At 54.9% G+C, this 25,854-nt stretch carries 31 protein-coding genes and 3 pseudogenes; 23 read left to right on the top strand and 11 right to left on the bottom strand.

The annotated features are described in order from the left end of the window. Positions 1 to 17 precede the first annotated feature (17 nt). Complete coding sequence (locus AC0XWG_RS25365; RefSeq protein WP_004357650.1) at positions 18 to 1,250, bottom strand: bifunctional alpha/beta hydrolase/OsmC family protein; 1,233 nt, start codon at positions 1,248 to 1,250, stop codon at positions 18 to 20. Between the two features lie 228 nt (positions 1,251 to 1,478). Here AC0XWG_RS25365 and AC0XWG_RS25360 point away from each other — a divergent pair, with 228 nt between their 5' ends. From AC0XWG_RS25360 to AC0XWG_RS25325, 8 genes are all read left to right on the top strand, one after another. Next, positions 1,479 to 2,354 (top strand): LysR family transcriptional regulator, encoded by an 876-nt coding sequence (locus AC0XWG_RS25360; RefSeq protein WP_011191349.1) that lies wholly within the window; start codon positions 1,479 to 1,481, stop codon positions 2,352 to 2,354. Positions 2,355 to 2,499: 145 nt separating this feature from the next. Further along, positions 2,500 to 2,943 carry a peptide-methionine (R)-S-oxide reductase MsrB gene (gene msrB, locus AC0XWG_RS25355; protein WP_004099035.1) on the top strand — a complete coding sequence of 148 codons (444 nt, stop codon included), beginning with the start codon at positions 2,500 to 2,502 and terminating at the stop codon, positions 2,941 to 2,943. A gap of 1 nt (position 2,944) precedes the next feature. Next, positions 2,945 to 3,484, top strand: coding sequence for a peptide-methionine (S)-S-oxide reductase MsrA (gene msrA / locus AC0XWG_RS25350; protein WP_004099036.1), 540 nt, complete (start codon positions 2,945 to 2,947; stop codon positions 3,482 to 3,484). A 132-nt stretch (positions 3,485 to 3,616) separates the two neighbouring features. Then, a complete protein-coding gene (locus AC0XWG_RS25345; RefSeq protein ID WP_004099038.1) occupies positions 3,617 to 4,321 on the top strand; it encodes a glutathione S-transferase N-terminal domain-containing protein in 705 nt (234 codons plus the stop codon). Then, positions 4,318 to 5,286 carry a magnesium and cobalt transport protein CorA gene (locus AC0XWG_RS25340; protein ID WP_002118270.1) on the top strand — a complete coding sequence of 323 codons (969 nt, stop codon included), beginning with the start codon at positions 4,318 to 4,320 and terminating at the stop codon, positions 5,284 to 5,286. The genes AC0XWG_RS25345 and AC0XWG_RS25340 overlap by 4 nt, the downstream gene beginning before the upstream one ends. Positions 5,287 to 5,377: 91 nt before the next feature. Then, a complete protein-coding gene (locus tag AC0XWG_RS25335; protein WP_004099040.1) occupies positions 5,378 to 5,950 on the top strand; it encodes a hypothetical protein in 573 nt (190 codons plus the stop codon). An 87-nt stretch (positions 5,951 to 6,037) separates the two neighbouring features. Further along, positions 6,038 to 6,487 (top strand): hypothetical protein, encoded by a 450-nt coding sequence (locus tag AC0XWG_RS25330; protein WP_004099042.1) that lies wholly within the window; start codon positions 6,038 to 6,040, stop codon positions 6,485 to 6,487. 106 nt (positions 6,488 to 6,593) lie between these two features. Beyond that, the gene (locus tag AC0XWG_RS25325; RefSeq protein ID WP_004099044.1) at positions 6,594 to 6,995 is read left to right on the top strand and encodes a RidA family protein; all 402 of its coding nucleotides are present in this window, start codon (positions 6,594 to 6,596) and stop codon (positions 6,993 to 6,995) included. Positions 6,996 to 7,244: 249 nt separating this feature from the next. Here AC0XWG_RS25325 and AC0XWG_RS25320 read toward each other — a convergent pair whose 3' ends face one another. Next, entirely contained in the window at positions 7,245 to 7,949 is a 705-nt protein-coding gene (locus AC0XWG_RS25320) for an IS6-like element IS26 family transposase (protein ID WP_001067855.1), read from the bottom strand. A 24-nt stretch (positions 7,950 to 7,973) separates the two neighbouring features. Here AC0XWG_RS25320 and AC0XWG_RS25315 point away from each other — a divergent pair, with 24 nt between their 5' ends. Beyond that, positions 7,974 to 8,207, top strand: coding sequence for a hypothetical protein (locus AC0XWG_RS25315; protein WP_000624775.1), 234 nt, complete (start codon positions 7,974 to 7,976; stop codon positions 8,205 to 8,207). Between the two features lie 615 nt (positions 8,208 to 8,822). Here AC0XWG_RS25315 and AC0XWG_RS25310 read toward each other — a convergent pair. After that, complete coding sequence (locus tag AC0XWG_RS25310) at positions 8,823 to 9,110, bottom strand: thermonuclease family protein (RefSeq protein ID WP_009486461.1); 288 nt, start codon at positions 9,108 to 9,110, stop codon at positions 8,823 to 8,825. A gap of 292 nt (positions 9,111 to 9,402) precedes the next feature. On the opposite strand from AC0XWG_RS25310, the pseudogene AC0XWG_RS25305 reads away from it, so the two are divergent. From AC0XWG_RS25305 to AC0XWG_RS25295, 3 genes and pseudogenes are all read left to right on the top strand, one after another. After that, positions 9,403 to 9,839: pseudogene (locus AC0XWG_RS25305) on the top strand (IS66 family transposase); the annotation flags it as partial. A 189-nt stretch (positions 9,840 to 10,028) separates the two neighbouring features. After that, complete coding sequence (locus AC0XWG_RS25300) at positions 10,029 to 10,403, top strand: cupin domain-containing protein (RefSeq protein WP_001348195.1); 375 nt, start codon at positions 10,029 to 10,031, stop codon at positions 10,401 to 10,403. A gap of 23 nt (positions 10,404 to 10,426) precedes the next feature. After that, positions 10,427 to 10,990 carry a chlorite dismutase family protein gene (locus AC0XWG_RS25295; RefSeq protein ID WP_001097412.1) on the top strand — a complete coding sequence of 188 codons (564 nt, stop codon included), beginning with the start codon at positions 10,427 to 10,429 and terminating at the stop codon, positions 10,988 to 10,990. 250 nt (positions 10,991 to 11,240) lie between these two features. On the opposite strand, the pseudogene tnpC reads toward AC0XWG_RS25295, so the two are convergent. Together tnpC and AC0XWG_RS25285 are read right to left on the bottom strand one after the other, a co-directional pair. After that, positions 11,241 to 12,338, bottom strand: a pseudogene (tnpC, locus tag AC0XWG_RS25290) (IS66 family transposase); the annotation flags it as partial. Between the two features lie 53 nt (positions 12,339 to 12,391). Further along, positions 12,392 to 13,096 carry an IS6-like element IS26 family transposase gene (locus AC0XWG_RS25285; protein ID WP_001067855.1) on the bottom strand — a complete coding sequence of 235 codons (705 nt, stop codon included), beginning with the start codon at positions 13,094 to 13,096 and terminating at the stop codon, positions 12,392 to 12,394. A gap of 64 nt (positions 13,097 to 13,160) precedes the next feature. Between AC0XWG_RS25285 and AC0XWG_RS25280 the strand changes: the two are divergent. The 3 genes and pseudogenes from AC0XWG_RS25280 to AC0XWG_RS25270 all read left to right on the top strand — a co-directional run. Beyond that, positions 13,161 to 13,523, top strand: a pseudogene (locus AC0XWG_RS25280) (OsmC family protein); the annotation flags it as partial. Between the two features lie 141 nt (positions 13,524 to 13,664). Then, entirely contained in the window at positions 13,665 to 14,246 is a 582-nt protein-coding gene (locus AC0XWG_RS25275) for a TetR/AcrR family transcriptional regulator (protein ID WP_020277920.1), read from the top strand. A 4-nt stretch (positions 14,247 to 14,250) separates the two neighbouring features. After that, positions 14,251 to 14,589, top strand: a complete 339-nt coding sequence (locus tag AC0XWG_RS25270) for a carboxymuconolactone decarboxylase family protein (protein WP_020277919.1) — start codon at positions 14,251 to 14,253, stop codon at positions 14,587 to 14,589. Between the two features lie 29 nt (positions 14,590 to 14,618). Here the strand turns inward: AC0XWG_RS25270 and AC0XWG_RS25265 are convergent, their stop codons facing one another. Further along, entirely contained in the window at positions 14,619 to 14,948 is a 330-nt protein-coding gene (locus AC0XWG_RS25265; protein ID WP_002431133.1) for a thioredoxin family protein, read from the bottom strand. A gap of 213 nt (positions 14,949 to 15,161) precedes the next feature. Here AC0XWG_RS25265 and AC0XWG_RS25260 point away from each other — a divergent pair, with 213 nt between their 5' ends. The 3 genes from AC0XWG_RS25260 (at position 15,162) to AC0XWG_RS25250 (ending at position 17,874) form a co-directional block, all read left to right on the top strand. Next, positions 15,162 to 16,268 (top strand): alkene reductase, encoded by a 1,107-nt coding sequence (locus tag AC0XWG_RS25260; RefSeq protein ID WP_006687059.1) that lies wholly within the window; start codon positions 15,162 to 15,164, stop codon positions 16,266 to 16,268. A gap of 65 nt (positions 16,269 to 16,333) precedes the next feature. Next, complete coding sequence (locus tag AC0XWG_RS25255) at positions 16,334 to 17,035, top strand: DsbA family oxidoreductase (RefSeq protein WP_020277918.1); 702 nt, start codon at positions 16,334 to 16,336, stop codon at positions 17,033 to 17,035. 65 nt (positions 17,036 to 17,100) lie between these two features. Beyond that, complete coding sequence (locus AC0XWG_RS25250; protein ID WP_020277917.1) at positions 17,101 to 17,874, top strand: SDR family NAD(P)-dependent oxidoreductase; 774 nt, start codon at positions 17,101 to 17,103, stop codon at positions 17,872 to 17,874. A 185-nt stretch (positions 17,875 to 18,059) separates the two neighbouring features. On the opposite strand, the gene AC0XWG_RS25245 is transcribed toward AC0XWG_RS25250, so the two are convergent. Next, the gene (locus tag AC0XWG_RS25245) at positions 18,060 to 18,512 is read right to left on the bottom strand and encodes a beta C-S lyase family protein (RefSeq protein ID WP_475681171.1); all 453 of its coding nucleotides are present in this window, start codon (positions 18,510 to 18,512) and stop codon (positions 18,060 to 18,062) included. Positions 18,513 to 18,570: 58 nt separating this feature from the next. Between AC0XWG_RS25245 and AC0XWG_RS25240 the strand changes: the two genes are divergently transcribed. Further along, positions 18,571 to 19,275 (top strand): IS6-like element IS26 family transposase, encoded by a 705-nt coding sequence (locus AC0XWG_RS25240; protein WP_001067855.1) that lies wholly within the window; start codon positions 18,571 to 18,573, stop codon positions 19,273 to 19,275. 33 nt (positions 19,276 to 19,308) lie between these two features. Here the strand turns inward: AC0XWG_RS25240 and AC0XWG_RS25235 are convergent, their stop codons facing one another. Next, positions 19,309 to 19,575: a hypothetical protein gene (locus AC0XWG_RS25235; protein WP_475681170.1), complete on the bottom strand. Its 267-nt coding sequence runs from the start codon at positions 19,573 to 19,575 to the stop codon at positions 19,309 to 19,311. 628 nt (positions 19,576 to 20,203) lie between these two features. Between AC0XWG_RS25235 and AC0XWG_RS25230 the strand changes: the two genes are divergently transcribed. The 4 genes from AC0XWG_RS25230 to AC0XWG_RS25215 all read left to right on the top strand — a co-directional run bounded on the left by AC0XWG_RS25230 (position 20,204) and on the right by AC0XWG_RS25215 (position 22,225). Next, positions 20,204 to 20,737, top strand: coding sequence for a hypothetical protein (locus tag AC0XWG_RS25230; RefSeq protein ID WP_248261074.1), 534 nt, complete (start codon positions 20,204 to 20,206; stop codon positions 20,735 to 20,737). Positions 20,738 to 20,823: 86 nt separating this feature from the next. Then, positions 20,824 to 21,534 carry a tyrosine-type recombinase/integrase gene (locus tag AC0XWG_RS25225; RefSeq protein ID WP_025760373.1) on the top strand — a complete coding sequence of 237 codons (711 nt, stop codon included), beginning with the start codon at positions 20,824 to 20,826 and terminating at the stop codon, positions 21,532 to 21,534. A gap of 156 nt (positions 21,535 to 21,690) precedes the next feature. Then, positions 21,691 to 21,945: a type II toxin-antitoxin system RelB/DinJ family antitoxin gene (locus AC0XWG_RS25220; RefSeq protein ID WP_000104338.1), complete on the top strand. Its 255-nt coding sequence runs from the start codon at positions 21,691 to 21,693 to the stop codon at positions 21,943 to 21,945. Further along, positions 21,935 to 22,225 (top strand): type II toxin-antitoxin system RelE family toxin, encoded by a 291-nt coding sequence (locus tag AC0XWG_RS25215; protein WP_000143805.1) that lies wholly within the window; start codon positions 21,935 to 21,937, stop codon positions 22,223 to 22,225. The genes AC0XWG_RS25220 and AC0XWG_RS25215 overlap by 11 nt, the downstream gene beginning before the upstream one ends. A 310-nt stretch (positions 22,226 to 22,535) precedes the next feature. Here AC0XWG_RS25215 and AC0XWG_RS25210 read toward each other — a convergent pair whose 3' ends face one another. The 3 genes from AC0XWG_RS25210 to repA form a co-directional block, all read right to left on the bottom strand. Next, positions 22,536 to 23,135, bottom strand: a complete 600-nt coding sequence (locus AC0XWG_RS25210; protein ID WP_025760201.1) for a DUF2913 family protein — start codon at positions 23,133 to 23,135, stop codon at positions 22,536 to 22,538. 19 nt (positions 23,136 to 23,154) lie between these two features. Then, positions 23,155 to 23,877: an NYN domain-containing protein gene (locus AC0XWG_RS25205; protein ID WP_025760202.1), complete on the bottom strand. Its 723-nt coding sequence runs from the start codon at positions 23,875 to 23,877 to the stop codon at positions 23,155 to 23,157. A 1,101-nt stretch (positions 23,878 to 24,978) separates the two neighbouring features. Further along, the gene (gene repA, locus AC0XWG_RS25200; RefSeq protein ID WP_128350917.1) at positions 24,979 to 25,854 is read right to left on the bottom strand and encodes an incFII family plasmid replication initiator RepA; all 876 of its coding nucleotides are present in this window, start codon (positions 25,852 to 25,854) and stop codon (positions 24,979 to 24,981) included.

Here is a 25,854-nt window from a genome sequence, read left to right as displayed (position 1 = left end):
CTCCGTGTGCGCCACGGTCAAGCCAGCCTCGCGGGATCCGCAGCCTGACTGGCGCTCAAGAGCTCGGTCTGCACGTCCGAACCCCGGATGAGACTCAGATCGACGGGACACCGATCAGCGATCGCGAGGATCCGAGCGCGCTGATCATCACTCAGCGGCCCATCGAGGACAATGGTGCGGGTGAACCGGTCGGGTGGCATCATGTCCGGCACCTTCTCGTGCTGCACGGTCGTGCTCGCCCGTTCGAGCGGAAAGCCCTTGCGGTTCGCATAGAGACGCATCGTCATCACCGTGCAGGCTGCGAGGCCGGCAGATACGAGTTCGTAGGGAGATAGTCCGGTCCCGAGGCCACCGACCGATGCTGGCTCGTCGGCGAACAGAGTGTGCTCGCCGCTGCGGACCTTGAGCTGGAACGTCCCTGCAAGAGTTTCGGTGGAGACGACGCCCTCCGCAACCTCGACCTGCGGAAGATCCGCGCTGAGTGGTGGGAGAAAGCGGCTCGCCCAAACCGCCACCATGGCCGCGGCGTAGTTCGCGTCCGCGACGTCGGTGAGAAGGTGATCCGCGTTGTCGAGCGAGATGAAGCTTTTAGGGTGCCTGGACGCGACGAAGATGCGCGACGCGTGGTCGATGCCGACCACCTGATCCAGCGGAGAGTGCATGACCAGCACCGGCCGTCGCAGGGAGGCAATGGCCTTCTCGACGTCGATCCCCTCAACCGCCTCAAGGAACCCTCGGCGAATGAGGAAGGGCCTACCGGCAATCTCCACCGAGGCCTCGCCCTCGCTCGCGATGGTGTCCAGATCATTCGGTCCGAAGAGGCGCAAGATATGCTGAAGGTCGGCCGGCGCACCAATCGTCGCTACCGCCGCAATATCAGGCATGTCGGCGGCGGCTACGATCGCAGCGGTGCCACCCAGGCTGTGCCCGACGAGGAGGGACGGTGACATGCCCGCCGCCGCCATCGCATTTGCGGCGGCCCGAAGGTCCTCGACGTCCGACGCGAAGTTCACAGGTTCTCCCGTCCCACCGCCGATCCCGGTCCCGGCGAAATCGAACCTCAAGACCCCGATGCCCGCACGCGACAGCGCGCGCGAGATGTGAACAGCGGCGCGACTGTCTTTCCCGCACGTGAAGCAGTGGGCGAAGATCGCCCAGCCCCGCGGCGTCCCTTCCGGCGGTTCGAGGTGCCCGGACAGCGGAGAGCCAGCCCCACTGACAAACGTAAATGATCTTCCTGCCATGTCCATCAAACCTCCAGCACGCGGCTTGGCGGTTGCGCTCTCAGAACCTTCGACGGAGCTGAGCGGAGCGCACCGCCAACCGGTAATCGTCATCTCAGGCTATCATTTATATGTCTGGCGCATATAGACAAGCCCCTATATCATGATTATATGCGCCAAGCATACTTCTGCGACCTGCGTTCCAAAGGCGGTCTCACGGAAGAGGTATCAGTCAGGCGCGTGGGCCAAAGGACTATGGAACTCAATCAAGTCAGCTATTTCATCAACTTGGCCGAGACGCTGAATTTCACAGCGGCCGCTCGCTTGAGCGGTGTGTCACAGCCAAGTCTGACCCGCGCGATCCGCCGCTTGGAAGATGAGCTTGGCGGGCCGCTGATCTATCGCGACGGGAAGAACAGCCGCCTGACTGGCCTTGGCCATGACGTCGAGGCAGAATTCCGGCGCATGGTGGTCGCGATGAAGAGCGTTCGCAATCACTCGGAGCACTGGGCGATGGGGGGGCACCGCGTGCTGGATGTCGCCGTCGCGCCCACCGTCGGACCAAAGGAATTTACGGCATTCTTCGAGAGCGCATTGGCGGAGATGCCATCCATCGAAATCAAGCTGCACTCGCTCCAGTCGAACGAGGACACATCGGAGGTGCTTTCAGGAAAATACCACGCGTGCATCATGCCGCGTGAAACAAGACCGGAACGCAAGCTGGATGTGCATCCTCTATTTCGGGAGCGCTTCGTGCTCGGCTGTTCTGCAAACCATCCCTTGGCTGCCAACGAGATCGTGCGCGGCGAAGACCTGCTCGAGTTTCCTTTCGTCGATCGCCTGAAATGCGAGTTTCGCGATCGGATCCTCGATCACTTCGCGCGACGGGACTTGCTCATGCGACCTCGCTTTCGATCAGATCGCGAGGACTGGGTGCAACGGGTCGTCGCTGACGGCCACGCCATATGCATTCTTCCGGAACGATCGCCGACCGTGCAAGGCCTCGTCACTCGGCCGATCGACGGATTTGTCTTGGAGCGCGAAGTCGTGATCGCGACAGTATCCGGCTCCACGGCAACGGTCGAGATACGGAACATCGCGCAGCTGGCAGCCCGGTATGAGTGGAACTGAATCACGACGTGAAGAGCTTCGGCGCTATGGAAACTATACGCGCAGCGTATTGGATAAATCTGGGGCGCATGCTATAGTCGGCGCAATGACTGCAAAGATAAATGACAGTGTGTCGAGCTCTCTAGATTAATTATTGGAGACTATCATGAAGTTTGAGAAGTCACAGGCAGCAGTTGACCGCCTGACCCCCGAGCAACGCCGGATTACCCAGGATTCGGGGACCGAAAGGCCCTTCACGGGTGAGCACAACGACAACAAGGAGCCTGGCATCTACGTCGACATAGTGTCGGGAGAGCCGCTGTTCGCTTCAACGGACAAGTTCGATTCGGGTACTGGCTGGCCCAGCTTCACCAAGCCGATCGTTCCGGCAAACGTGAACGAGGTGCGGGACAGTGCACACGGCATGGTCCGGACGGAGGTCAGGTCGGTACACGCCGACAGCCATCTGGGCCACGTTTTCCCGGACGGTCCTTCCGACCGCGGCGGTCTGCGCTACTGCATCAACTCTGCGTCCCTTCGCTTCATCCCGCGCGACGAGATGGAGTCCGAGGGATACGGTGAATATCTCGATCAAGTAGAGGAGGCTTAACATGCATCAGCGCGCTGTTCTCGCAGGAGGATGTTTCTGGGGCATGCAGGATCTGATCCGCAAGCGGCCCGGCATCATCTCGACCCGTGTGGGTTACACGGGCGGCGATATTCCGAACGCCACGTATCGTAATCACGGCACGCATGCCGAGGGGATCGAGATTGTCTTCGACCCGACAGTGACGAGCTACCGGCACATCCTGGAATTCTTCTTCCAGATCCACGATCCGACGACGCTGAACCGCCAGGGCAATGATCGTGGGCTCTCCTACCGGTCGGGCATCTATTATGTCGACGAGGAGCAGAAGCGCGTCGCCGAGGATACGATCGCCGATGTGGATGCCTCGGGGCTGTGGGATGGCAAAGTGGTGACCGAGGTCCAGCCGGTCGGCGAGTTCTGGGAGGCCGAGCCCGATCACCAGGATTATCTGGAGAAGCGGCCGGGCGGCTACACCTGCCACTTCGTCCGTCCCGACTGGGTTCTTCCAAAGCGGCATGAGGCCGGCGATGTGAGCCCTGCGGCCGGGGCTGCAGCGGAATAGGCTTCGCTGCCGTTAGTGCCGCGCCGATCCGGTTCGCAACCTCCGACGACCGCGTCAATCGACGCGGTCGTCGAACCCGGCCTTGAAGCAGATCATTCCATTCAGCCGCCGTCGCAGTGCCAGGATCCAGATATGACAGACCTCTCCTCCTTTCCCATCACGCAGCGCTGGCCAGCATCTTATCCGGATCGCTTGCAACTATACGCGGCCCCCACGCCCAACGGCGTCAAGGTCTCGATGATGCTGGAGGAGACTGGCCTGCCGTATGAGCCCCACTTCGTCGACATCTCGAACAACGAGTCGAAGGATCCAGCGTTCGTGTCGTTGAATCCCAACGGCCGCATACCCGCGATCATCGATCCGGCTGGCCCTGACGGCCAGCCCATTGGCATATGGGAAACCGGTGCGATCCTCATCTATCTGGCCGACAAGACGGGGCAGCTCATCTCAACAACACCCGCCCAGCGGTACGAGACTCTGGCCTGGGTGTTCTTTCAGGTGTCGGGCGTTGGGCCGACCTTCGGACAGCTAGGCTTTTTCCTGCGATTTGCCGGCAAGGACTATGAGGACAAGCGACCTCGGCAGCGCTTTGTTGATGAATCCAGGCGTCTTCTCGGGGTCCTGGATCACCGGCTGGAGGGCCGCGAATGGATTGTCGATGATTACTCGATCGCGGACATTGCGACGTTTGGCTGGGTGAATGCGCTGGTCGAATTCTACGCAGCGGGCGACATCCTCGGCCTAAGCAGCTATTCGAACGTGCAGGCATGGCTCGAACGCGGGCTGGCGCGACCGGCTGTACAGCGTGGCCTGCGAATTCCTGCGAGGCCTGCATGACCATTATCGCCGCATATTATTACAACGAAGGTAAGCGAGTCCGTGAAATCAGGCTCGATGAGCACGTCGAACTAAACGAGAATCGCTCGGGCTTCTGCTGGATCGCGCTTAGCGAGCCCACCGCAGACGAACTCAGCGCGATCCAGACGACGTATAACCTCCATCCTTTGGCGATCGACAACGCCATGCACCCGCTGTGCCCGCCCAAGCTCGAGGTCTACAACGATGAGTTGTACGTCGTCGCCCAGACCGCCGAGCTGGTCGGCGACCGGATCAGCTACGGCAAGATGGCGATCTTCACCGGTCACAATCACCTTATCACCGTGCGGCACGGCAATGCCGGAGCGCTGGGCAAACTTCGGGAGCAACTCGAGGCATCGCCGACGCAGTTCGGCAAGGGTGTCGACTATGTGCTGCACGCGATCTTGCACCGAGTGGTCGACCAGTATCTGCCCATCTTCGAAATGATCGAGGACGACGTCCTGGCGATGGAGCGACGGTCGCTGCACGATTTCCTCGGGCCAGAAGAGGTGGCGCGAATCTTCGAACTAAGGTCCGAACTCACGCGGTTCCAGCGCACGCTCGGGGCTATGGCCGAGCTGGTGCGAAAGCTCGTTCGCGGCCACTTTCCCTGCATCAGCGCCGAAATGACACCATATTTCCACGACGTCGCGGACCATGTCCACCGCGTGCAGTCCATGGTCGACGGCCTCCTGCTTGTCCTGTCCACGGTCTTCGAGGCCAGCAGCCTTCTGGAAGCGCAAAGGATCGGTGTGGTCACTCGCCAGCTCGCGGCCTGGGCGGCGATCTTGACGGTCCCGACGGCGATCGCCGGAATATATGGCATGAACTTCAAGCACATGCCGGAACTGGACACGCCATATGGCTACTTCGTCGTGCTCGGAGTGATAGCGGTGTTCTGCCTTCTCCTGTTCATGCGCTTCAAGAAGGCCAAGTGGCTATGAGTAACGCACTTCGCGAGCTTCTCCGTCCGCCGAGTCACAGCGCGCTTTGTGCGCGAGCGTGTCCAATCCAGTTCAAGATGAAGGTGCTTCCATGACCTCCCAGGTGACCGACGTTCTAGAAGCAGTCCAGTCATTCATCGCCAAAGGCTATGACCGCGAATACCGCGTCAAGGACGGCAATCTCGTCGATCTCGAACTAGGGTCAACCCTCGATGCATGCAGCATTCGCGTCGATGCGGCGTTGCGCCTCGAGAGCGGGGACGACGGCGAAGATGCCTCCAACATCTACGCGATCACCGATCCGGCGACAGAGCATAAAGGCCTGTTGATCGACGCCTTCGACGTGTTCCACGAAATCTGCCCCCGCGACTTGTCCGAGCGCCTTGTGGCGCATCGGGAAACAGCACCGGCAGGTGACCAGGACGCGCCGAGCAAGCACGGACTACGGAAAGTCTACAAGAGCGAGTTTCACAGCGATCCCGAGCGTTACGTTCTGCGCGAGGGCTTTCCAGACTTCCCGCCATGCCCTTTCGGCCAATCCTTCAGCATCCTCGGCTTCGATACCGCCGAGCAGGAATATGTCTGGCTCGTCACGAGCATCATTCGAGATCCTCGGCTGATCAGGGTTCCATACCAGGGCGAAGACGTCATCAGCGACGAATAGCGGTGTCGCTTAGCCGGAAAGGCTGGCCTTCCTGGCCCACACATCTGCAGGCTGAACTTTAAGAACATCGAAAATTAGGAGGTGATTATGGACTGGAACAAGGACCACATACGAGAAACTATGCTCTTGCTGGAGACAGCAGCGTTGCACAGCGCTCGCGAAAACTACCTGGACTATGTCTCTACCGCTCGGCTCGATCGGAGCGAACCGATCGAAAACGACGAACTAGCTCAGGCCGAGGTCGCGAGCGACTTCGCTGAAGCGCTCGATGACACGCTCCATGACTACGCCAATAAACTCGAAAAGCTCAGGACGATCGATTTCGGCCCCAAGTTGGCCGTCAACGAAGGCGCTGTCGTCAAGCTGTCCGGCCGCCACTTTGTGATCGCGGTGTCAACGAGCAAGTTTACCTGTCAGGGGCGTGAGCTCATGGGCATTTCCACGATGGCGCCGATCTTCGAAGCGATCGAGGGTGCCCGAGCCGGGGAGACCGTGCAGTTCAACGGCCGGGACCTCACCGTAGAAGACGTGGAATAAAGCCCTCCACCGCAGCCGGCGCGCTAGTGCCGAACGCCCTGCATCTCTTTCTGCATGCATACGGTCACTTGCAGCCGCGTTGACCTGGCTCATCAAAGGCAAACTCATGACAACACCTTCATTCTTCATCACCCCCGGATACGGGACGCGCCTGCATGACGCGCTTCATTATTCTCAGGCAATGCGCATTGGTGACCGCGTGGAGATCTCCGGACAGGGCGGATGGAACGACGATCTCGTCATTCCGGAGTCGATTGAGGAAGAGATCGAGCAGGCGTTCAAGAACGTGGAACGGACGCTCGCGACCGCCGGAGCACGCTGGCCGCATGTGGTCCACGTCAATTCCTATCACGTCGGTGGATTCCCTCCCGTGATCAACGAAACAATGGCCAAGCTGTATCGCCACTACATGCCCGACCGCGCTCCAATCTGGACGCAGTTGGGAATCGAAGCGCTGGGGCTTCCAACCATGCGTATCGAAATTCGCGTAACAGCTATCATCGCCTGACCCCGCGGTTCGTGCAGGCGCCGTGCCGCGCTAATCCCGCACGCCCTGCGCCCGCTTCTCCATGCATATCATCGTATCGAGAGATCCGGTTATCATCGGCGTGCTCGGAGAACGGGGGGCCGCCTTGGCCTGGTTGGCGCGCCTCGGCTGCCTGCGGGCGATGGCCAGCACTGCCAGGAGCGTGAGCAACGCCGCCGGGCACTGTTGCAAAGTTAGCGATGAGGCAGCCTTTTGTCTTATTCAAAGGCCTTACATTTCAAAAACTCTGCTTACCAGGCGCATTTCGCCCAGGGGATCACCATAATAAAATGCTGAGGCCTGGCCTTTGCGTAGTGCACGCATCACCTCAATACCTTTGATGGTGGCGTAAGCCGTCTTCATGGATTTAAATCCCAGCGTGGCGCCGATTATCCGTTTCAGTTTGCCATGATCGCATTCAATCACGTTGTTCCGGTACTTAATCTGTCGGTGTTCAACGTCAGACGGGCACCGGCCTTCGCGTTTGAGCAGAGCAAGCGCGCGACCATAGGCGGGCGCTTTATCCGTGTTGATGAATCGCGGGATCTGCCACTTCTTCACGTTGTTGAGGATTTTACCCAGAAACCGGTATGCAGCTTTGCTGTTACGACGGGAGGAGAGATAAAAATCGACAGTGCGGCCCCGGCTGTCGACGGCCCGGTACAGATACGCCCAGCGGCCATTGACCTTCACGTAGGTTTCATCCATGTGCCACGGGCAAAGATCGGAAGGGTTACGCCAGTACCAGCGCAGCCGTTTTTCCATTTCAGGCGCATAACGCTGAACCCAGCGGTAAATCGTGGAGTGATCGACATTCACTCCGCGTTCAGCCAGCATCTCCTGCAGCTCACGGTAACTGATGCCGTATTTGCAGTACCAGCGTACGGCCCACAGAATGATGTCACGCTGAAAATGCCGGCCTTTGAATGGGTTCATGTGCAGCTCCATCAGCAAAAGGGGATGATAAGTTTATCACCACCGACTATTTGCAACAGTGCCACAGAAAATTACCTGAACTGCGTCAACTCGGAGTCTGGCCGCGTGCGCGTGGAAGCAAAGCGGGCGAGCGAAGAATACGGGCGAGTGCTGCGGCGCTATCCGCTGAAACCCGGCGAGACGGTCGAGCGTCCGCAACGCGGGGAAGTCGTCAGCAGCTCCGGGGTTCTCCCCCCACTGGACCCAGGCGAATACTAAGCGCGGCGGTGTGTAATAGACGGAGCGCGAGGCGACTACTGGTCAGGGTTTGCGCAAGGCGGGTGTGTAATAGACGGGAGGGGATCGATCCGGCGATCCAGCCTGTGGATAGTCCGTCTATTACCCACCCGGTTCCGTCGTTTACCCACCCAACCCCGTCTATTACCCACCGGAAACCGTCTATTACCCACCGAGGGGTTCTATAAGCAACTGATAATGAAGGTAAATTTTGCCTTCTGATTCCCTAAAACTCTTTAAAACAAAAAAAACATATATAAAACGTGTAGCCCTGGGGAAAACAGCCCGTGGAATTATGGACAATCCGGCAAGCCGGATACCTGCCTAACCGCTTCGCGGTTCCCCATTGACAGGCCAGGGACAACCGCGAGCGGTTGCCCCCACCCTGCCAACAGGTCGGCAGTTGCCCACAATACCACCGGCTCAAGCAACAGGATTTTTTTATATTTTTGTTTTTAAAAGAAAAAAGCGGCCGTGCTCTAGTGGCATGGCCGCGTTACGTGGTCCTATCAGGGGCTTGTGGCTCTTGCGCCTCCTCGGATCGACACAAGTGCCGATCACTGCGGCGGGGCGCTCCTGGCTCAAGCTGAAAAGCGATCAGTATCCGCACCAGTGGCGACGGCGTTCCCTCCACGCATTCGGGCCGGGCCTCCACTCAACGGCTAACCCCTCGGCCATGAGGGTTTGCCCCACGTCCCGCCCGTCGATCAGCAGGTGAACAAGGCGGCGGTCGTACTTGTCGGCTTGGCCGGAATCGACAACCTCGATGCGCTGAGCGTTGGCAACCAGTTCGCGGAGGCGTGCGGTTGCCTCGCGGCCCTTCGTCAGCTCGGCGTCGCACCTGGGCTTGTAGGTTTCCGGGGTGTCAATCGACAGCAGGCGCAAGCGTTGACCGTTGTATCGTAACCGTCCGGTGATTCCACCTTGAGCCAAATCGCCTGCCGACCAAAAGGCTCGAAGCTTACCACCCGGTCGATTCCGGTCAGATCCAGAAACGCCTCGTCGATGGAGTAGACATCCACTCTCGATGCCAGAGCTTCCAGGGTCGTCATCACCCGCCGGCTTATATCGCCATTTGTGTGGAATAGAGAATCAATTGGAACGGGGGCTTTGCTCGCCCCCCCTTGAACTTCTCATACCCAACCTGTTTGGCTATAGCTACTGAGGAGATCGCGGTGGCCCACCAAATCTTCCGGTCATCCTGTTCAATTACACCGCTAGCCGTACCCAGGAGGTGCCGCAGCGCCTCCTGGAGGCAGAAAGGCGTCGAGCGTATAGGTTGCTGGGCATGCGCGGCGCAAGTTCATCAGAAAACTCAATCCAAGGGCAAGATCGGCCGAGCGGAGATGGCACTGACTCTTATCAACAAGCTCTACGGCATCGAGCGCGACATGGAAGAGGCGGGCGATGCCCAGCGATACCAGACGCGCCAGTCGCAAAGCCAGGCTTTCCTGGAGCAACTGAAAGCTAGGCTGGACAAAACCCCTCCCCAGGTCACGTCGTCAAAGTGCCTTGGGCAAGCAATCAATTGCCTTGCGAGCAACTGGTTAAAGCTGATCCGCTACATCGAAAGGGGGACACCTGCCCATCGACAACAACCCTGCCGAGCGGGCGAGCCACCTTCTCATGTACATATGACCAAAGCGTCGCCCGTCTCCTCCCGTTATGTCATGCCTACCCACGACGGAGTATTGACGGTCTCTGTGCGCCAGAGCATAGTTTTCCCGAAGGGCGCTTAGGTACATATCTTCATGTGCTGTCCAGGCGCAGTTGCGTTTAGAGTACGTGTCCAATCAGTTTTAAATGGGTGTGAACATGAGAGCAGAAACTGAATCGCGGATTTTTTCGGTGGATGAATATGTTCGTCCGTCTAACGGCGAACCGATTCGTTCGGTTGTTCTGGAAACCAATGACTCTGTCGTCGTTGTTTGGCACGCCCACCCTGGGCAGGAAATAGCTTCCCATGTACATCCTCACGGCCAAGATACTTGGACGGTTATCTCAGGTGAAGCCGAATATCATCAAGGTAACGGCATAGTCACTCATCTTAAAGCTGGAGATATTGCGATCGCAAAACCTGGGCAGGTACATGGTGCAATGAACTCTGGCCCCGAACCTTTTATATTTGTTTCAGTGGTTGCGCCGGGCAATGCCGGTTTTGCGTTGGCTGAGAAATAGGCGAAAGGCCTGAGAGGAAACTGATGAATACACGATTATTTACGTTCGCTGGTGGAGAAACGGGTGTTTGGCGCGTTGTTCGGATGGATGCCGTGGCGGGAGCCCCTCTCCCTGGAATCCCCCGGCTCGACGTAGCCGCTGGCTCTGTTTCGCCGCAGCCTTTGGGCACCAAATGGCTTCTTCGCGGGATAACGAGTAACGAGCGTTATGTCGTGCGTGAAGAGAAGGATCGTCTCGTGGCGAAGCAGCCAAGTTTGGGTCGAGCAGAGGCCACCTGTGCCGCCCTGATCCCTATCCGGAAAAACCCCTCATGGTGGGGACTGGCTCAAGACGAACGCCGGAAGATTTTTGAGGAGCAGTCCCGTCACATTCACATTGGGCTCCAATATCTCCCTGCTGTGGCCCGTCGTCTCCACCATTGTCGGGACCTGGGCGAGAGCGAACCCTTCGACTTCTTGACGTGGTTCGAATATTCCCCGTCTGATGAGCCGGGCTTTAACAGGCTTTTGGCCGAACTCCGGGCCTCGGTGGAGTGGAAGTATGTCGACAGAGAAATCGACATCCGGCTAGTGCATGAGCCGGCCTAGTATCAGGTTTAACTGCGATCTCCGTGCGGCATACACCTGCGACACCCGCAGCCCAGCAAAGCCCGGAAAATCTAGTGTGTCTAATAACTTAGGAGTAACACGACACGTATGCCTAGCGAGCCACCAGTCGCTTGGGAAATTTTCTACTTATGGCCTCCTCTTTCTCTCATCGATCTCCCAGGGCATATCCTGCCGTCTAGAGTTGGCACCTTGTCCAGCTTTCGAAGAAGGCTCTCCATACACGTCCGGCCTACACCTTGTTAGGTATGGCCGGTTTCCAGTTGTGGGGCAATAGCTCGTCGATGGCGTTGTTCTTCTGTGTCGGCAGGCGAGTCAGCACATCCTTCAGGTAGGCATAGGGATCATGCCGATTCAGCTTCGCTGACTGTATTAGGGTCATGACCGCAGCCGCACGTTGACCACTGCGCAGTGAACCCGCAAACAGCCAATTGCTGCGCCCCAGCGCCCAGGGTCGGATCTGGTTTTCCACCCAGTTGTTGTCGATGGGCACAGCGCCATCGTCCAGGTAGCGCGTCAGCGCTTCCCAACGTTTGAGGCTGTAATCCAGGGCTTTGGCCGTGCCGGAGCCATCCGGCACTTTCTGGCGATGGGCCAGCATCCACTGATGCAGCGCATCGGCAAGGGGTTTGGCTTTGGTTTGCCGGATTTCCCGCCGCATATCCGGTGGCAGATCTTTGGTTTCCCGCTCGATCTCGTAGAGTCCACCGATGTATTCCAAGGCCTTGGCCGCCAATTCGCTCTTGTTGGCCTCGTGCAGGTCATAGAACTTGCGCCGGGCGTGGGCCATACAGCCGATTTCGGTAATGCCGTTGCCGAACCCGGCCTTGTAGCCAGCGTAATCATCACAGACCAGCTTGCCCCGCCAGTCACCCAGGAAGGTTCGGGCGTGTTCGCCTGCACGGCTGGGTGCGAAGTCGTAAATAGCTGCCTTCAGGTCGGCAAACGGTGTGGTGCAGTAGGCCCAGACGTAGGCCTTGTGGGTTTTCTTCTTGCCCGGGGCCAGCATGCTGACCGGGGTTTCATCGGCATGCAGAACACTGTGTTCCAGCAGAGTATTTCTCAACGCATCCACCAGCGGCTGCAACTGCACACCACAGGCACCCACCCATTCGGCCAGGGTGGAGCGCGGGATTTCCAGGCCGGCACGGCCGAACATGCGTTCCTGACGGTACAGCGGCAGATGGTCGGCATACTTGGCCACCAGCACCTGGGCCAGCAGGCCAGCGGTGGGGATGCCTTTGTCGATCACCTGCGGTGGCACCGGTGCCTGGATCAACGTCTCGCAGCTGTCGCAGGCCCATTTGCCCCGGATGTGACGTTCAACGGTGGGCACTGTTGCAAAGTTAGCGATGAGGCAGCCTTTTGTCTTATTCAAAGGCCTTACATTTCAAAAACTCTGCTTACCAGGCGCATTTCGCCCAGGGGATCACCATAATAAAATGCTGAGGCCTGGCCTTTGCGTAGTGCACGCATCACCTCAATACCTTTGATGGTGGCGTAAGCCGTCTTCATGGATTTAAATCCCAGCGTGGCGCCGATTATCCGTTTCAGTTTGCCATGATCGCATTCAATCACGTTGTTCCGGTACTTAATCTGTCGGTGTTCAACGTCAGACGGGCACCGGCCTTCGCGTTTGAGCAGAGCAAGCGCGCGACCATAGGCGGGCGCTTTATCCGTGTTGATGAATCGCGGGATCTGCCACTTCTTCACGTTGTTGAGGATTTTACCCAGAAACCGGTATGCAGCTTTGCTGTTACGACGGGAGGAGAGATAAAAATCGACAGTGCGGCCCCGGCTGTCGACGGCCCGGTACAGATACGCCCAGCGGCCATTGACCTTCACGTAGGTTTCATCCATGTGCCACGGGCAAAGATCGGAAGGGTTACGCCAGTACCAGCGCAGCCGTTTTTCCATTTCAGGCGCATAACGCTGAACCCAGCGGTAAATCGTGGAGTGATCGACATTCACTCCGCGTTCAGCCAGCATCTCCTGCAGCTCACGGTAACTGATGCCGTATTTGCAGTACCAGCGTACGGCCCACAGAATGATGTCACGCTGAAAATGCCGGCCTTTGAATGGGTTCATGTGCAGCTCCATCAGCAAAAGGGGATGATAAGTTTATCACCACCGACTATTTGCAACAGTGCCTTCTAATATCGGTGATGAACCCGCAGGTTTACTCGGCACCGATACCGGCATGAGCCCGACTGAATACATCATGCAGGCGCTGGCTGGCTGTTATACCGCCACCCTTACCATGATGGCTGCTGAAAAAGGGATCGACCTGGACGGTATCGAGCTGGATCTTAATTTCGATATCAACCTCAACGGCTTCCTTGGGCTGGACAGCAACGTGCGTAAAGGTGCGAAATCTATTCGCGTCGATGTTCACCTTACGAGCAAGACCGCCAGTCGCGAGGAGTTAGAAGCGCTGGTCAGCGAAATGCAAAAGAATTCGCCAATCCACGATACTCTGGCTAATCCGGTTGAAATGATTACACGCCTGGCGTGATGTCAGAGATGTAATGCTGCCATTCAGAATGCAGGATGGCAGTGACGTTCAGCTCTGCACGATACTGAGTCAGTGATACAACTTGCTACGGAAAAATAGCAACAATATAATCTATCAACTAGTAGATTATATGGAGTAATTATGACAACCATGACACGGGAACGGCTGCTCAGCGAAGCAGAACACCTGATGCGCGAAAAAGGGTATTCAGTATTCAGCTATGCTGATTTATCAAAAATAGTGGGTATCACCAAGGCCAGTATTCATCACCATTTCCCGACCAAAGATATTCTGGGTGAGCAGGTGGTAATACAGGCGTTCTCTGATACACAACGCGTATTTGAGCAGATAGAGGCGACTGAGAAAAGCGCGGAGAGAAGAATTGCGGCTTACATCGATATCTTCGCGCAAAGCCATAAAGCTTCGCTACTGCCACTGTGTTGTGCGTTGTCAGCAGAGACCGCCAATCTGCCTCAGGCAATTACTGTACAGACATCACTTTATTTCGATATGCAAATCGAGTGGCTCACAAAAGTCGTCAGGGCGGGCATGGAGTCAGGTGAGTTTTCATCCCATGCCGAACCATCAGATATTGCTTTGATGATCATTAATGTCTGTGAAGGCTCAAGCGTAGTGGCGCATGCAACGGCCAGACCCGAAGTCTTCGCCAACAGCCTTAAGTATATAAAACTGCTTCTTAATACCCCTCATTCAGGAGAATGACACTATGCTGGACTGGAACAACTATCGCTCAGAGTTAATGCAACGTTTAGGCGAGTTGGGCAAACTGACCCCCGAGACCATGAAAGGCGTGGTTGCCCTGGGCAACGCAGGTAACAAAACTGACCTTTTGGGCGCAAAAGTGCGTGAACTCATTGCCCTGGCGTGCGCAGTCACAACCCGCTGCGACGGCTGTATTGCTTTTCACGCCGACGCCGCTGTGAAAGCCGGTGCAACCGACGCTGAAATTGCTGAAGCGCTGGGCGTGGCGATTAACCTCAACGCTGGCGCGGCGGTCATTCATTCAGCCCGCACTCTGGATGCCGTCGGTCAGGCACGCGGTTAAGCATTAATAAATTCCACGTTAAAAGGGCATTACTGCCCTTTTTTTATGTCCGCAATAGCCTGAGCATATACCGATGCAGGTTTCACACCCGGTATGCGTTTAACTAATTGCCCTTCATGAAATATCAGCACAGACGGCAGCCCCCAGATCTCGTATTTGGTTGTCAGCACCGGCGCCTGATCTACATTGACTTTCCCCACCTGAATATCTCTATCGAGCCGGTCTGCAAACTGACTGAACATTTCTTCGCTGGCCTGACAGGGCGGACACCAGGGTGCAGAGAAACGTACCACCGATATTCCTTTGTACTGCTCTATCTGGCGGAAATTATCTTCGTTATAAGCTGTTAATGTACGCATGGTGATGACCTCGCAAAATGAGTGACAATTCAGGAATGGCTGCGTTATGACAAAAAAATACGACACACCCATTGACCTACCTACTAGATGGTTGGCATATTGCCACCCATCAGATGTTTATGCAACTCCAGTGCGCGACGTCCAGTCGATGATACTGCCGGGCTGTGCAAATCCCTGCCGGGATACTCCTTTTTGTTTTTTGTGAGGTATACGATGAGTAAGCTTTTCACCCCCTACAATCTGTCTGGCCTGGCGTTAAAAAACCGTGTAGTCATGGCACCGATGACCCGCACCCGCACCATGAATGACGTGCCGGATGAGGTCGTGGCTTTGTACTATGCACAGCGTGCTTCTGCTGGCCTGCTCATCACCGAAGGGATGCCGGTTTCAGAAGAAGGCCGGGGTTACCTTTATACCCCTGGTATCTACAACGACGAACACGTCCAGGGCTGGCGTAAAGTGACACAAGCGGTTCACGCCAAAGGTGGCCGTATTTTCGCGCAGCTCTGGCACGTCGGCCGTATGTCTCACGTCTCTCTTCAGCCAGGCCACATAGCGCCGGTTTCAGCGGGCACCGTTCAGGCGGTCAATACCACCGTTTTTGCGCTGACCGAATCCGGAGAACCGGGCCCGGTTGTACCAAGCCAGCCACGCGCGCTGGAAACGCATGAAGTTAAACGCATCACTGCAGACTTCGTGCACTCCGCACGCCTGGCGATGGAAGCCGGCTTTGACGGCGTGGAAATCATGGCGGCAAACGGATTCATCTTTGACCAGTTCCTCAGTAGCGAACTGAACACCCGCACCGACGAATACGGCGGCTCGGTGGAAAATCGTCAGCGTTTCCTGCTGGAGACCATTGACGCCGTGGCGGAAGCCGTGGGTAACAGCCACGTTGCCGTGCGCCTGTCACCGTTCGGCCGCATTTATGACCTCGCGCCGTATGAAGGTGAAGAGCAAACCTGGTCAGCCATCACCGACGCGCTCGGTCAGCGGGAACTGGCCTACGTACACCTTTACTATCAGCCGGTGTACACCAAAGCGCCACTTCCGGAAGGCTTCCGCCGCCGTTTTCGCAACACGTTTAAAGGCACCATCATCGCTGCCGGCGGTTTTACCCGTGATATCGCAGAGCAGGCTCTGGAAGATGATGAGCTGGATCTGGTGGCATTTGGTGTGCCCTACATCGCTAACCCGGATCTGGTTGAAAGAATGCAAAACGGCTGGCCACTGGCAGAAAGTGACCGCGCCACCTACTACGGCGTCAGTGGTTCCCCGGAAAAAGGCTATACCGATTACCCGGTCTGGCAGGCGCAATAAATCCCATACGGTCGCGGTTCTCTGATAAGTGAGAACCGACCGCCCAACGTCTTTGAGGAATCATTATGCAAACGCTGAAACCCACCCTTACCATCGATATCTGGTCAGATTTGGTCTGCCCGTGGTGCTGGATTGCTAAAAAAAGATTTGAACAGGGTCTGAATCGCTTTGAATTTCGCGACCAGGTGGTGATCCGCCATCACAGCTACCGTCTGGCCGGTGGTACTCCCGCGATGCCTTTTAAGGATGCCATCGTTAAAAAGCTGGGCAGTCAGCATTCAGCGGAGCTGATGATGAATCAGGTGGGCACCGCCGGTAAATCTGAAGGTCTGATCTACAACTTCGACGGCATGATGTTTGGTGATACAGAAGATGCACACACCCTGCTGGTTGCCGCGCGTAAGGCCGGAATTGCGGACACGGTGGAAGAACGTTTTTATCATGGCAGTATCACCGAAGGTCGCTCTCTCTTTGACCGTCAGCAGCTCGTTGCCATGGCCGTAGAAGCCGGTATGCCGAAAGCTGACGCTGAAGCCGCCCTGGAAAATGACGATTTTCGCGCCACCGTTTCCGACGATGAAGCCCACGCACAGTCTATTGGCCTCAGCGGCGTTCCGGTTTTTGTGATGAACGAAAAATATGCCATCAGCGGGGCTCAGGCAGCAGATAACTTTTTGAATGCCCTGCGTCAGGTCTGGGATGAACAGCAAACCGAATTTTCAGCCACTGCGGGTCAGACCTGCGGAACGGATGGCTGCAGTATTTAATCCGTCAACCGCCGGCAGTTTCACGCTGCCGGCAACGTCTTACCCACCAGTAATGGAGTCAGAAAATGAACACTTTTTTCAAAGGTAAAAAACTGCTCGTCGTCGGCGGTACCAGCGGCATGGGCCTGGCCGTGGCACGCATGGTACTGGAAGCGGGCGGCAGTGTCGTGCTGACCGGGAATAAAAAAGACAAAGCCGAAGCGGTGCAAAAAGAACTGAGCCCTCTGGGACCGGTTGCGGTCATCGCGGCGAACCTGATGACCGAAGAAGGTATGGAAACTATCCGTCAGGAAATTAATGCTCACCATCACGATATCAGCCTGATGGTGAATGCCGCCGGTATCTTCATGCCCAAAGGATTTACCGAGCACAGCTTTGCCGATTATGACATGTATCTTTCGCTGAACCGAGCCACGTTCTTTATTACACAGGATGTCGTGAAGAACATGCTCGCCGCGAAGCTCGAAGGGTCTATCGTCAACGTCGGTTCGATTGGTGCTCAGGCTGCACTGGGTGACTCGCCGGCCTCGGCCTATTCAATGGCAAAAGCGGGTCTGCATGCCCTGACGCGTAATCTGGCGATTGAGCTGGCCAGCGCGGGTATTCGTGTCAACGCGGTGTCTCCCGGGATTGTTCATACGCCGATATACGAAGGCTTCATGGACAAAGCGGATATCGCAGATGCTATGAAGTCGCTGAACGATTTCCACCCGCTGGGACGCGTCGGAACTGCCGAAGATGTGGCAAACACTATTCTCTTCCTGTTGTCTGACAAAACCTCATGGGTGACGGGCGCTATCTGGGATGTCGATGCGGGCATCATGGCGGTCAGACGATAACCCCGTGACGCTGGCATAAGCCGCCCCTTAAGGGCGGCATTTTTTTGTCGCCAGACATGTCATCAGCAGGCTTCACTAAGAATATTCACGACCTGTTCATCCGTGCCTTTTGTGTTCCCGGCACAGGGTGTTATGCCGGGTTCTGACGACATCCTGACAGGACAAAACGGCCAGAGAGAAAGGGGTTATACACGATGAGGAGCCGGTATCCGCAGTACCTGTGAAATTCTTTTCATCCCTGCTGTCAGCATACTCCGTGGGCAGGCCAGATTTAACCGGATATATCCGTCCCCATTGTCGACAAACAGCAAGCCCCCTTCAAGAAGGACCCCTGACTCCCGGGCAAAATACAGCGATAAATCCTCACCTGCGGTGTCGGGCAGGTAGCGGCTAATATCTATCCAGGCCAGATATGTCCCTTCGGGGATCGAGAACCTGGTTTCGGGTAAATAGCTTTTGAGATAGTCGTGCAGGTACTGGAAATTGCCGTCAATATATTCCCTCAGATGGACAAGCCAGTCATCACATTCACTCCACGCCGCTTTGTTTGCTGCCAGGCTCAGTGGAGAGATGAACTCGTCGTGTCTGAGACGCCACTCGCTTCTGACACCGGGATCCGGAATAATGATATTTGGCACTGTTGCAAATAGTCGGTGGTGATAAACTTATCATCCCCTTTTGCTGATGGAGCTGCACATGAACCCATTCAAAGGCCGGCATTTTCAGCGTGACATCATTCTGTGGGCCGTACGCTGGTACTGCAAATACGGCATCAGTTACCGTGAGCTGCAGGAGATGCTGGCTGAACGCGGAGTGAATGTCGATCACTCCACGATTTACCGCTGGGTTCAGCGTTATGCGCCTGAAATGGAAAAACGGCTGCGCTGGTACTGGCGTAACCCTTCCGATCTTTGCCCGTGGCACATGGATGAAACCTACGTGAAGGTCAATGGCCGCTGGGCGTATCTGTACCGGGCCGTCGACAGCCGGGGCCGCACTGTCGATTTTTATCTCTCCTCCCGTCGTAACAGCAAAGCTGCATACCGGTTTCTGGGTAAAATCCTCAACAACGTGAAGAAGTGGCAGATCCCGCGATTCATCAACACGGATAAAGCGCCCGCCTATGGTCGCGCGCTTGCTCTGCTCAAACGCGAAGGCCGGTGCCCGTCTGACGTTGAACACCGACAGATTAAGTACCGGAACAACGTGATTGAATGCGATCATGGCAAACTGAAACGGATAATCGGCGCCACGCTGGGATTTAAATCCATGAAGACGGCTTACGCCACCATCAAAGGTATTGAGGTGATGCGTGCACTACGCAAAGGCCAGGCCTCAGCATTTTATTATGGTGATCCCCTGGGCGAAATGCGCCTGGTAAGCAGAGTTTTTGAAATGTAAGGCCTTTGAATAAGACAAAAGGCTGCCTCATCGCTAACTTTGCAACAGTGCCGATAAAACAACATCTTCTTTCAGCAGTTCAAGCAGCTCCTGTGCTGCTCTTTTGCGTTTATCCTGCCCTTTAAATTTATTACCCTGCGGAAACAGTGAAAGGAGCTCATTAATCGCATTGAGGATGTTATTGAATCCGACCCTGTCAGTATCCGTGCTTTCTTTATGCGCAAGACTTCCCCAGCATTCAATGAAAAATAACTGACGTGGGGAAAGGCCGTTACGTCTCAGGCGAACATCAATCCTCATGCTGTTGCGTCCTTTCTGTGTAGTGTTATAATTACCGTATATTAGCGCATTTGAATACGTTGCAGAACCTGCAGCGTATTGTACCGAAAAAAACGGCTCTCTCCTGCTTGACTGTGGTTTTGTCCCGGACTGGTTAGGGCCATACCTTTAAAAAACCGCCTCTGAAGGCGGTTTTTTTTCGCCTGAACGCATTCATTCCCGTCGATGTAACGAAACAGGCAGAGTGTTTCACTGCCCAGCCTCTGGCAACTTTTCGCTTCCGGCCCGCATCCTGTCCGGTTCCACGGCAGAACAGAGCATTTTTTCTCCGACTCTCCCGGCACCTGGCTGAAAATACCCAGGTATCAGAACACGAATATTTCGATTTTTGTTACCTCACGGAAACGGCTGCGGCGAATTATTCCCGTGGCATAAGGGCTACGGAGGTGTCAGAATAAGTACGAAAGCCGGGATTACGCTACGCGAATAATTTATAACTGGCAGGGGTATTACCCGACAGAATTTGCACAGCGCACCTGTGTAATACAAATGAATTACACAAAAAATGATACCTCCCCACCCCGGGATACCCATGTTGTTGTTCCTGCCGGGCCGTGGTTTTGTTTTTATTCAGCAACAGGAGTGCAGCATGGAGGTTAACATCAGCCTTGAAGACCTGTTCGGCGACAGCATCAGAGAGATGCGGGAGCGGGATAAAGCGTTTTTACCTGAACCAGAATGGTTCTCCAGGATTGAGACAGACCTGGACACCTTTATGCAGACCTATATGACGAAGTATCCCTTTACGTCCTTTGAGGCCATCCCCCGGGACGAGTCGGGCCTCACGTTCCCGGCTTTTGAGGACCTGCAGTTTTATCTGCCGCAGCCGCTTCGCCATCAGCCGACGAAGATTGTTGAAGTAGACGGACTGGCCTTTCTCAGCGTTCTTGGTGACGGTGCATTCTGCATTGACCCGCGCCGGTGGCACAGGATCAAAACCTACATCGCGAAAGGCACAGTTGAATACCCGCAGGTTTCAGTCACACACTCTGGCGTATCGGACGGCCGCCATCGCACATTGTTGCTGATGCAACTGTACAACCGCAGAACAATCCCGGTCGTCGTCCCAGAAAGCCATTACGGGACGTTTATGGCTGAGGCGAAAAACATGGGTGCGATTTAACTGGTCTGAGTGAGTGTTTATGTAATTCATTGGAATTACATTTGTATTTTAAATGTATTACATCAAATAAAAGGGGGGAGGGAAGAATGCTGATGACAGCGGGCGACAGCCCTGTCCCTGCGACAAACTATGAAACAGCCATCGCGCTGCGTGGTATGGCGCTGCTGCAGCCATATCTCCCTAAATATCTGCTGGCGCCCGAAGTTGCCGTATTACTGCATTATCTGCCGGATGAGCGCCAGCGTATGCTCTTTGCCACACTGTGGAATACCGGAGCCCGTATTACTGAAGCCCTGACCATCACACCCGAGGATTTGCAACTTGATGGTCCACGCCCCTGCATCCGGTTACGCACACTGAAACAACGCCAGCGGGGAAGGGGACGACCGTCAGCGGATGAGAAGATAGCCCGGATAGTGCCGCTGCTCGATGCCGCATATGTCGATCAGCTTCGCCGCTATCTGGCCACGTTCAGAACCGGCCGACGACGCCCCTTGTTTGCCGTCAGCAGGAAAACAGCCTGGCTGTGGATGCAACAGGCGATCGACAGAGCCCGGGAGGAGGGGATTGAATTTGCACTCCCGGCCATCAATCCAAAGACGCTGCGGCACAGTTTTGCCATGCATCTGTTTTTCAACCACGTGCCGCCGAAAGTCGTCCAGGCCTATATGGGGCATGAACGTTATGAAAGCACGGAGGTGTATCTGAAGGTTTTTGCACTGGACGTTGCACCACAGCTGGGTGTCACATTTTCGCTGGATCACCGCGATTACAGCCATCTTCTGACACGAAAATAGACTACTTATGTATTACATAAGTCATTCATTTAGTGTTCTGCCGTCAAAAAAGGGTGGTGGCCATTACTTGCTGGTTAGAAAAAAATGCACCACACTTGTAATTACACTTGTAGTACACGTATAATAACTGTACACGATATAACCGGAGTACGAGCAATGAGCACAATTCAAATCCGCGTTGATGACGAACTGAAAAAAGACGCCTATCAGGCCTTTGAAAAACTGAATCTGTCGCCTTCGGACGCACTTCGTCTGTTCCTGCGGTATGTTGCAGAGAACGAAAAACTCCCCTTTGCTGAAGTCTCAGTGATGGTGAGCGAAGATGATGAAGACGCTGATATTCTGGCAGTTGTTCGGGAAAGACTGAAAAATCCGGCAAGACGGATCAGGGTTAACGTTGATGACCTTTAATGTTGAATTTGACGAAAGGGCGTTTAAGGAATGGAATAAGCTCGAAAAGACGATCCGTGAGCAATTCAAAAAGAAGCTAAAAAAGCTTCAGCAAAACCCTTATGTGGAATCAGCCCGACTGCATGGTGATCTGGCTGGCTGCTTTAAAATAAAGCTGAGAGCATCTGGTTTTCGTTTGATTTACAAGGTTATCGATGACGAGATTGTTATATGGGTGGTCGCAGTAGGTAAACGGGAAGACGAAAAAGCCTATGAAACGGCCCGAAAGCGTCTTTTATAAAAGAAATACAAACGTATTGCATTTGTATTCAAGATATCAATAAAAATAACTATCAAGCTCATACATAACAAAACCCACCTTGAGGTGGGTTTCGCCAGAAATATATCTGGTATTCAGAAGCGCCTTTACCGGACCAGGCCTGACCAGCGAACGCTGGTAGCGGGATGTCTGGATTAACCAGTCTGCTGCATCCTTAACTACATTATCGTGGCCTCATGTGTATATTACAACCAATATACCTTCACCTTGTGTTGCGGCTTTGGTGATTAATGATTGATTACAAATGTATTACATATGTAATCAGGATAACCTATCCGGCATCCCGGCAGGCTACCAACATAAACTGGTGTGGCATGGAGGTATCCTGTGCTGACTCTGCCTGCCAGCCACACCGGTTAAACAGCTTTACCACGCCCCCGACATTACCGGTCAGGCGCGTCAGCAGCGGATTTATCTGTCGCCCATCGTCGTCAAACGCCGCGTCGAGGTTAGTCCGCGAGAGATAAATGCCGTTCACGCCGGCGTTCAGCGCAACGGCATACCGACCTGACCATTCCCGATCGCTCAACAGGCGGTAATTCCAGCTCATGTCTTTCGCGGTTTCCAGGGCATACGTCAGCCGGAACAGGTCGTTTTGCTCAGACAGTTCGCCGGTGCAGGAGCGCCAGAGATAATTCAGCTTGCTGGCCAGCTTCGCGCTGACGCCCAGCTGGCGTCCCTGTTTCAGAAGCCACTCGATATCGGGGGCAACATCACGCGAAAAACGCCGTTGCTTCAGCGCAGTCGCCAGCCAGCGGGTAAGAAAGAGATTTTCCTGTGCCGGTGACAGCACATCTCCGTTCTGTCTGGCCAGCGCAAGCGCCACCAGGGCGCACCATGCCAGATGACCCGATTTTATAGTTAATGTCACAAAGATACTCTCAGCCTGATTAAGACTTCAGCCGCACATAGGGCAGATTATGAGACATGCCTATATTATTGCCTCTGACCAATTCGAATGTATCTTGTTTGCTTTGTAACATCGCTGACAAGTTACGATATCCATAATTCCTGGCATCAAAATCAGGATTTCGTTTATTCATGATATCTCCGAGTTGTCCGAGATGAACCCATTCTTGTTCAGCAAAACTTTCAATAATTTCAGTCAGCATGCTGTAACTTTCTTCTTCTGTTCGAATCCCGGCCTGTTCAGGTTGAGCAGCACTATCTCTTTCTTCACGATAAACTTCAGTGGTAATAAATTTATTACATGCGCTCCTGAATGCCTGAGGTGTTTTCTTTTCACCAAAACCGATAACCTCAAGACCTGCTTCTCTGATTCGAATGGCCAAACCAGTAAAGTCACTGTCACTGGAAACGAGACAAAAGCCATCAAATGCCTGAGTATACAACAGATCCATTGCATCAATAATAAGCATACTGTCAGTGGCATTTTTACCAGTTGTATATGCGAACTGCTGTATCGGTTTTATAGCATTTTTCTGAAGAAGATGTTTCCAGCATGAGCTCTGTGGGTTGGTAAAATCGCCGTAAATCCTTTTGACGGTTGCATCTCCCATGAGGGAAATTTCATTAAGGATGGACTCAAGGACTGATGCCTGAGCATTATCCGCATCAATCAGTACGGCAAATTGTTTACTTTCCTTTTCCATGGGCTACGAACCTTTTGCATTGTACAAAGAGATAAACTAAGCAATTTATAAAATCCATATATTATTCAGTATGTTTGATTATTTCTACTGAATATTGTTCGTTTAATCCTCACATGGTGTACATCAACGTCACGAGTCATCGTCCTCCCCTATAGCAGGTGTTGGATTCAGAATAGAGAATGCCGAGCAGCGCGCAGGCATTCCTGGATGCGCCAGCGGCGCATGAAGGCGCCAGCTGGAGCTGAATGTGGCTCTTCTGGTTAGTGGCGCCGTAGCCCGGCGCAGCCGGCTGATTTATAGAGGATCGCTATCAACCCCCCCTTCCCTGCAAAGCCTTAACCCGCTAATCGCGATGTAGAAGCATCTGTGCGCCGTCGGAGTGGTCACGACAAGGCGTAGCCGCAGTCGGGGCGTATCTCCGCGTTAGCGGGCCGTGAGGGCCGCTTACGGGCGTGTACGAGAAAATCCCAGCTGTACTACTTAAAGCGGCTCAAAAGCTAGTTACAACATCCATCATTAAAAGCGACGTTGTTCCGGGCCTTCGGCCCGGGGCGGCCTCGCTTTTCAGTGGTGGGGAGGGGCTGTGAGGGTTCAGACAGGCACTGATCCTGCTTTTGGGGAATTGTTTCGTATGTTGTAACTATGAATGTACCTGGGGCCCGTCGCGTAGCGATGGGAGCTACTTTAGGCAGTTGCCGAACCGGCGCGGACGTGAGTCCGCTGCAAGGGCGGGCATTATCAGGAGCCTGTCCACAGGTCAGGCGACGAACAGGTTATTTATTTATAAGAGAGAAAGATTATTTATTTAAAAGAAGTACAGAGCTGGTTTTTAAAGGAAACCACGCACTTTGAAATCAGGCCGCTTGGCGCTCTGCAAGCATAACGGTTGTAACTTTATGGAAAGTTCCCTTGCAGTTATTTGTGGGTAACTGAATTTAGCGACCGGACATGATGCTGGCGAGGCAATTTCTGGCCATTCTGATGGCGGAATAGAGTGAATGTCAGGAAGGACGGCCGTCCTTTCGTGCAGAAAACCGTCAGCCGGGAGTAGCAGACGTGCGAAACCCTCCGGCGCCAGCCGGATTTTTCACACAGGAAGGGTTATATGGGGACTGTGGCCAGCCGCGTGTAGTTGTTGCCGCGCGACATCAGCATGCGCTCTTTCACGCGGCGCTCCAGCTCCCGCTTCATGGCATCAAGACCGCCGGTGAATCGCCCGCTGGCGTATTCCCGCGTCAGCTGTTGCTTCACCAGGGTCACAATGTCCTTACGGGTTCTGTCCGAGTCACGACGTGCACGGGCGCGTTTCAGGCCATGCTGTTTACGTTCGGACTGATAGCTGCGGAACCGTTCGCGCACAAACCGCCAGGCTTTAGCTATCAGCTCGTCCATCTCCAGCGGCTTCAGGTTCTGCTTCTTACGCTGCTGATTTTCCCATTCAACGCGGCTGCGCCTCGCGGCCACAACAGCAACGTCAGAGACGTCAAGCGCGGAGAACAGTGCCGGCGTGAAGGTGATATCGGTCGGGATGTTGCAGCCAATCTGCGGGTCATACTCGGTCTGGTAGGTAATCAGCCCCAGCTCCGCTATGAACTTCAGCGCCCGCGTGGCACGGGTGATGGACAGATTGCCACTTTTTGACTCGGTGGCCAGACCGCACTCGATGGCCAGATTGGTGATGGAGCGCTGTACACGATTGGCCAGCGGGTCATAGTGGAAGCATATCCCCTGGAGCAGTGCATCAATGGCACGACGACGCAGCAGAGGCGGCATCCGGTGACGTTTACCCAGCGAGCGTACAAACGCCACATGGACGGAAAAGTCAAAACGGGACGTGAAGCCCTCAGCTTTCGCCATCAGCTTACGACAGAACGGCAGGGTCTTTTTCCCTTCTCGCGGCGTGAATATCGGATTCGGGTTTTTGACCTGACGATAATGGGAGAACAGGGTCTGAGCGTCAGTCACACCTTCCCGCAC

Source organism: Enterobacter sp. DVT3837 (assembly GCF_056238685.1).
This window is presented reverse-complemented; position numbering and strand designations above follow the sequence as displayed.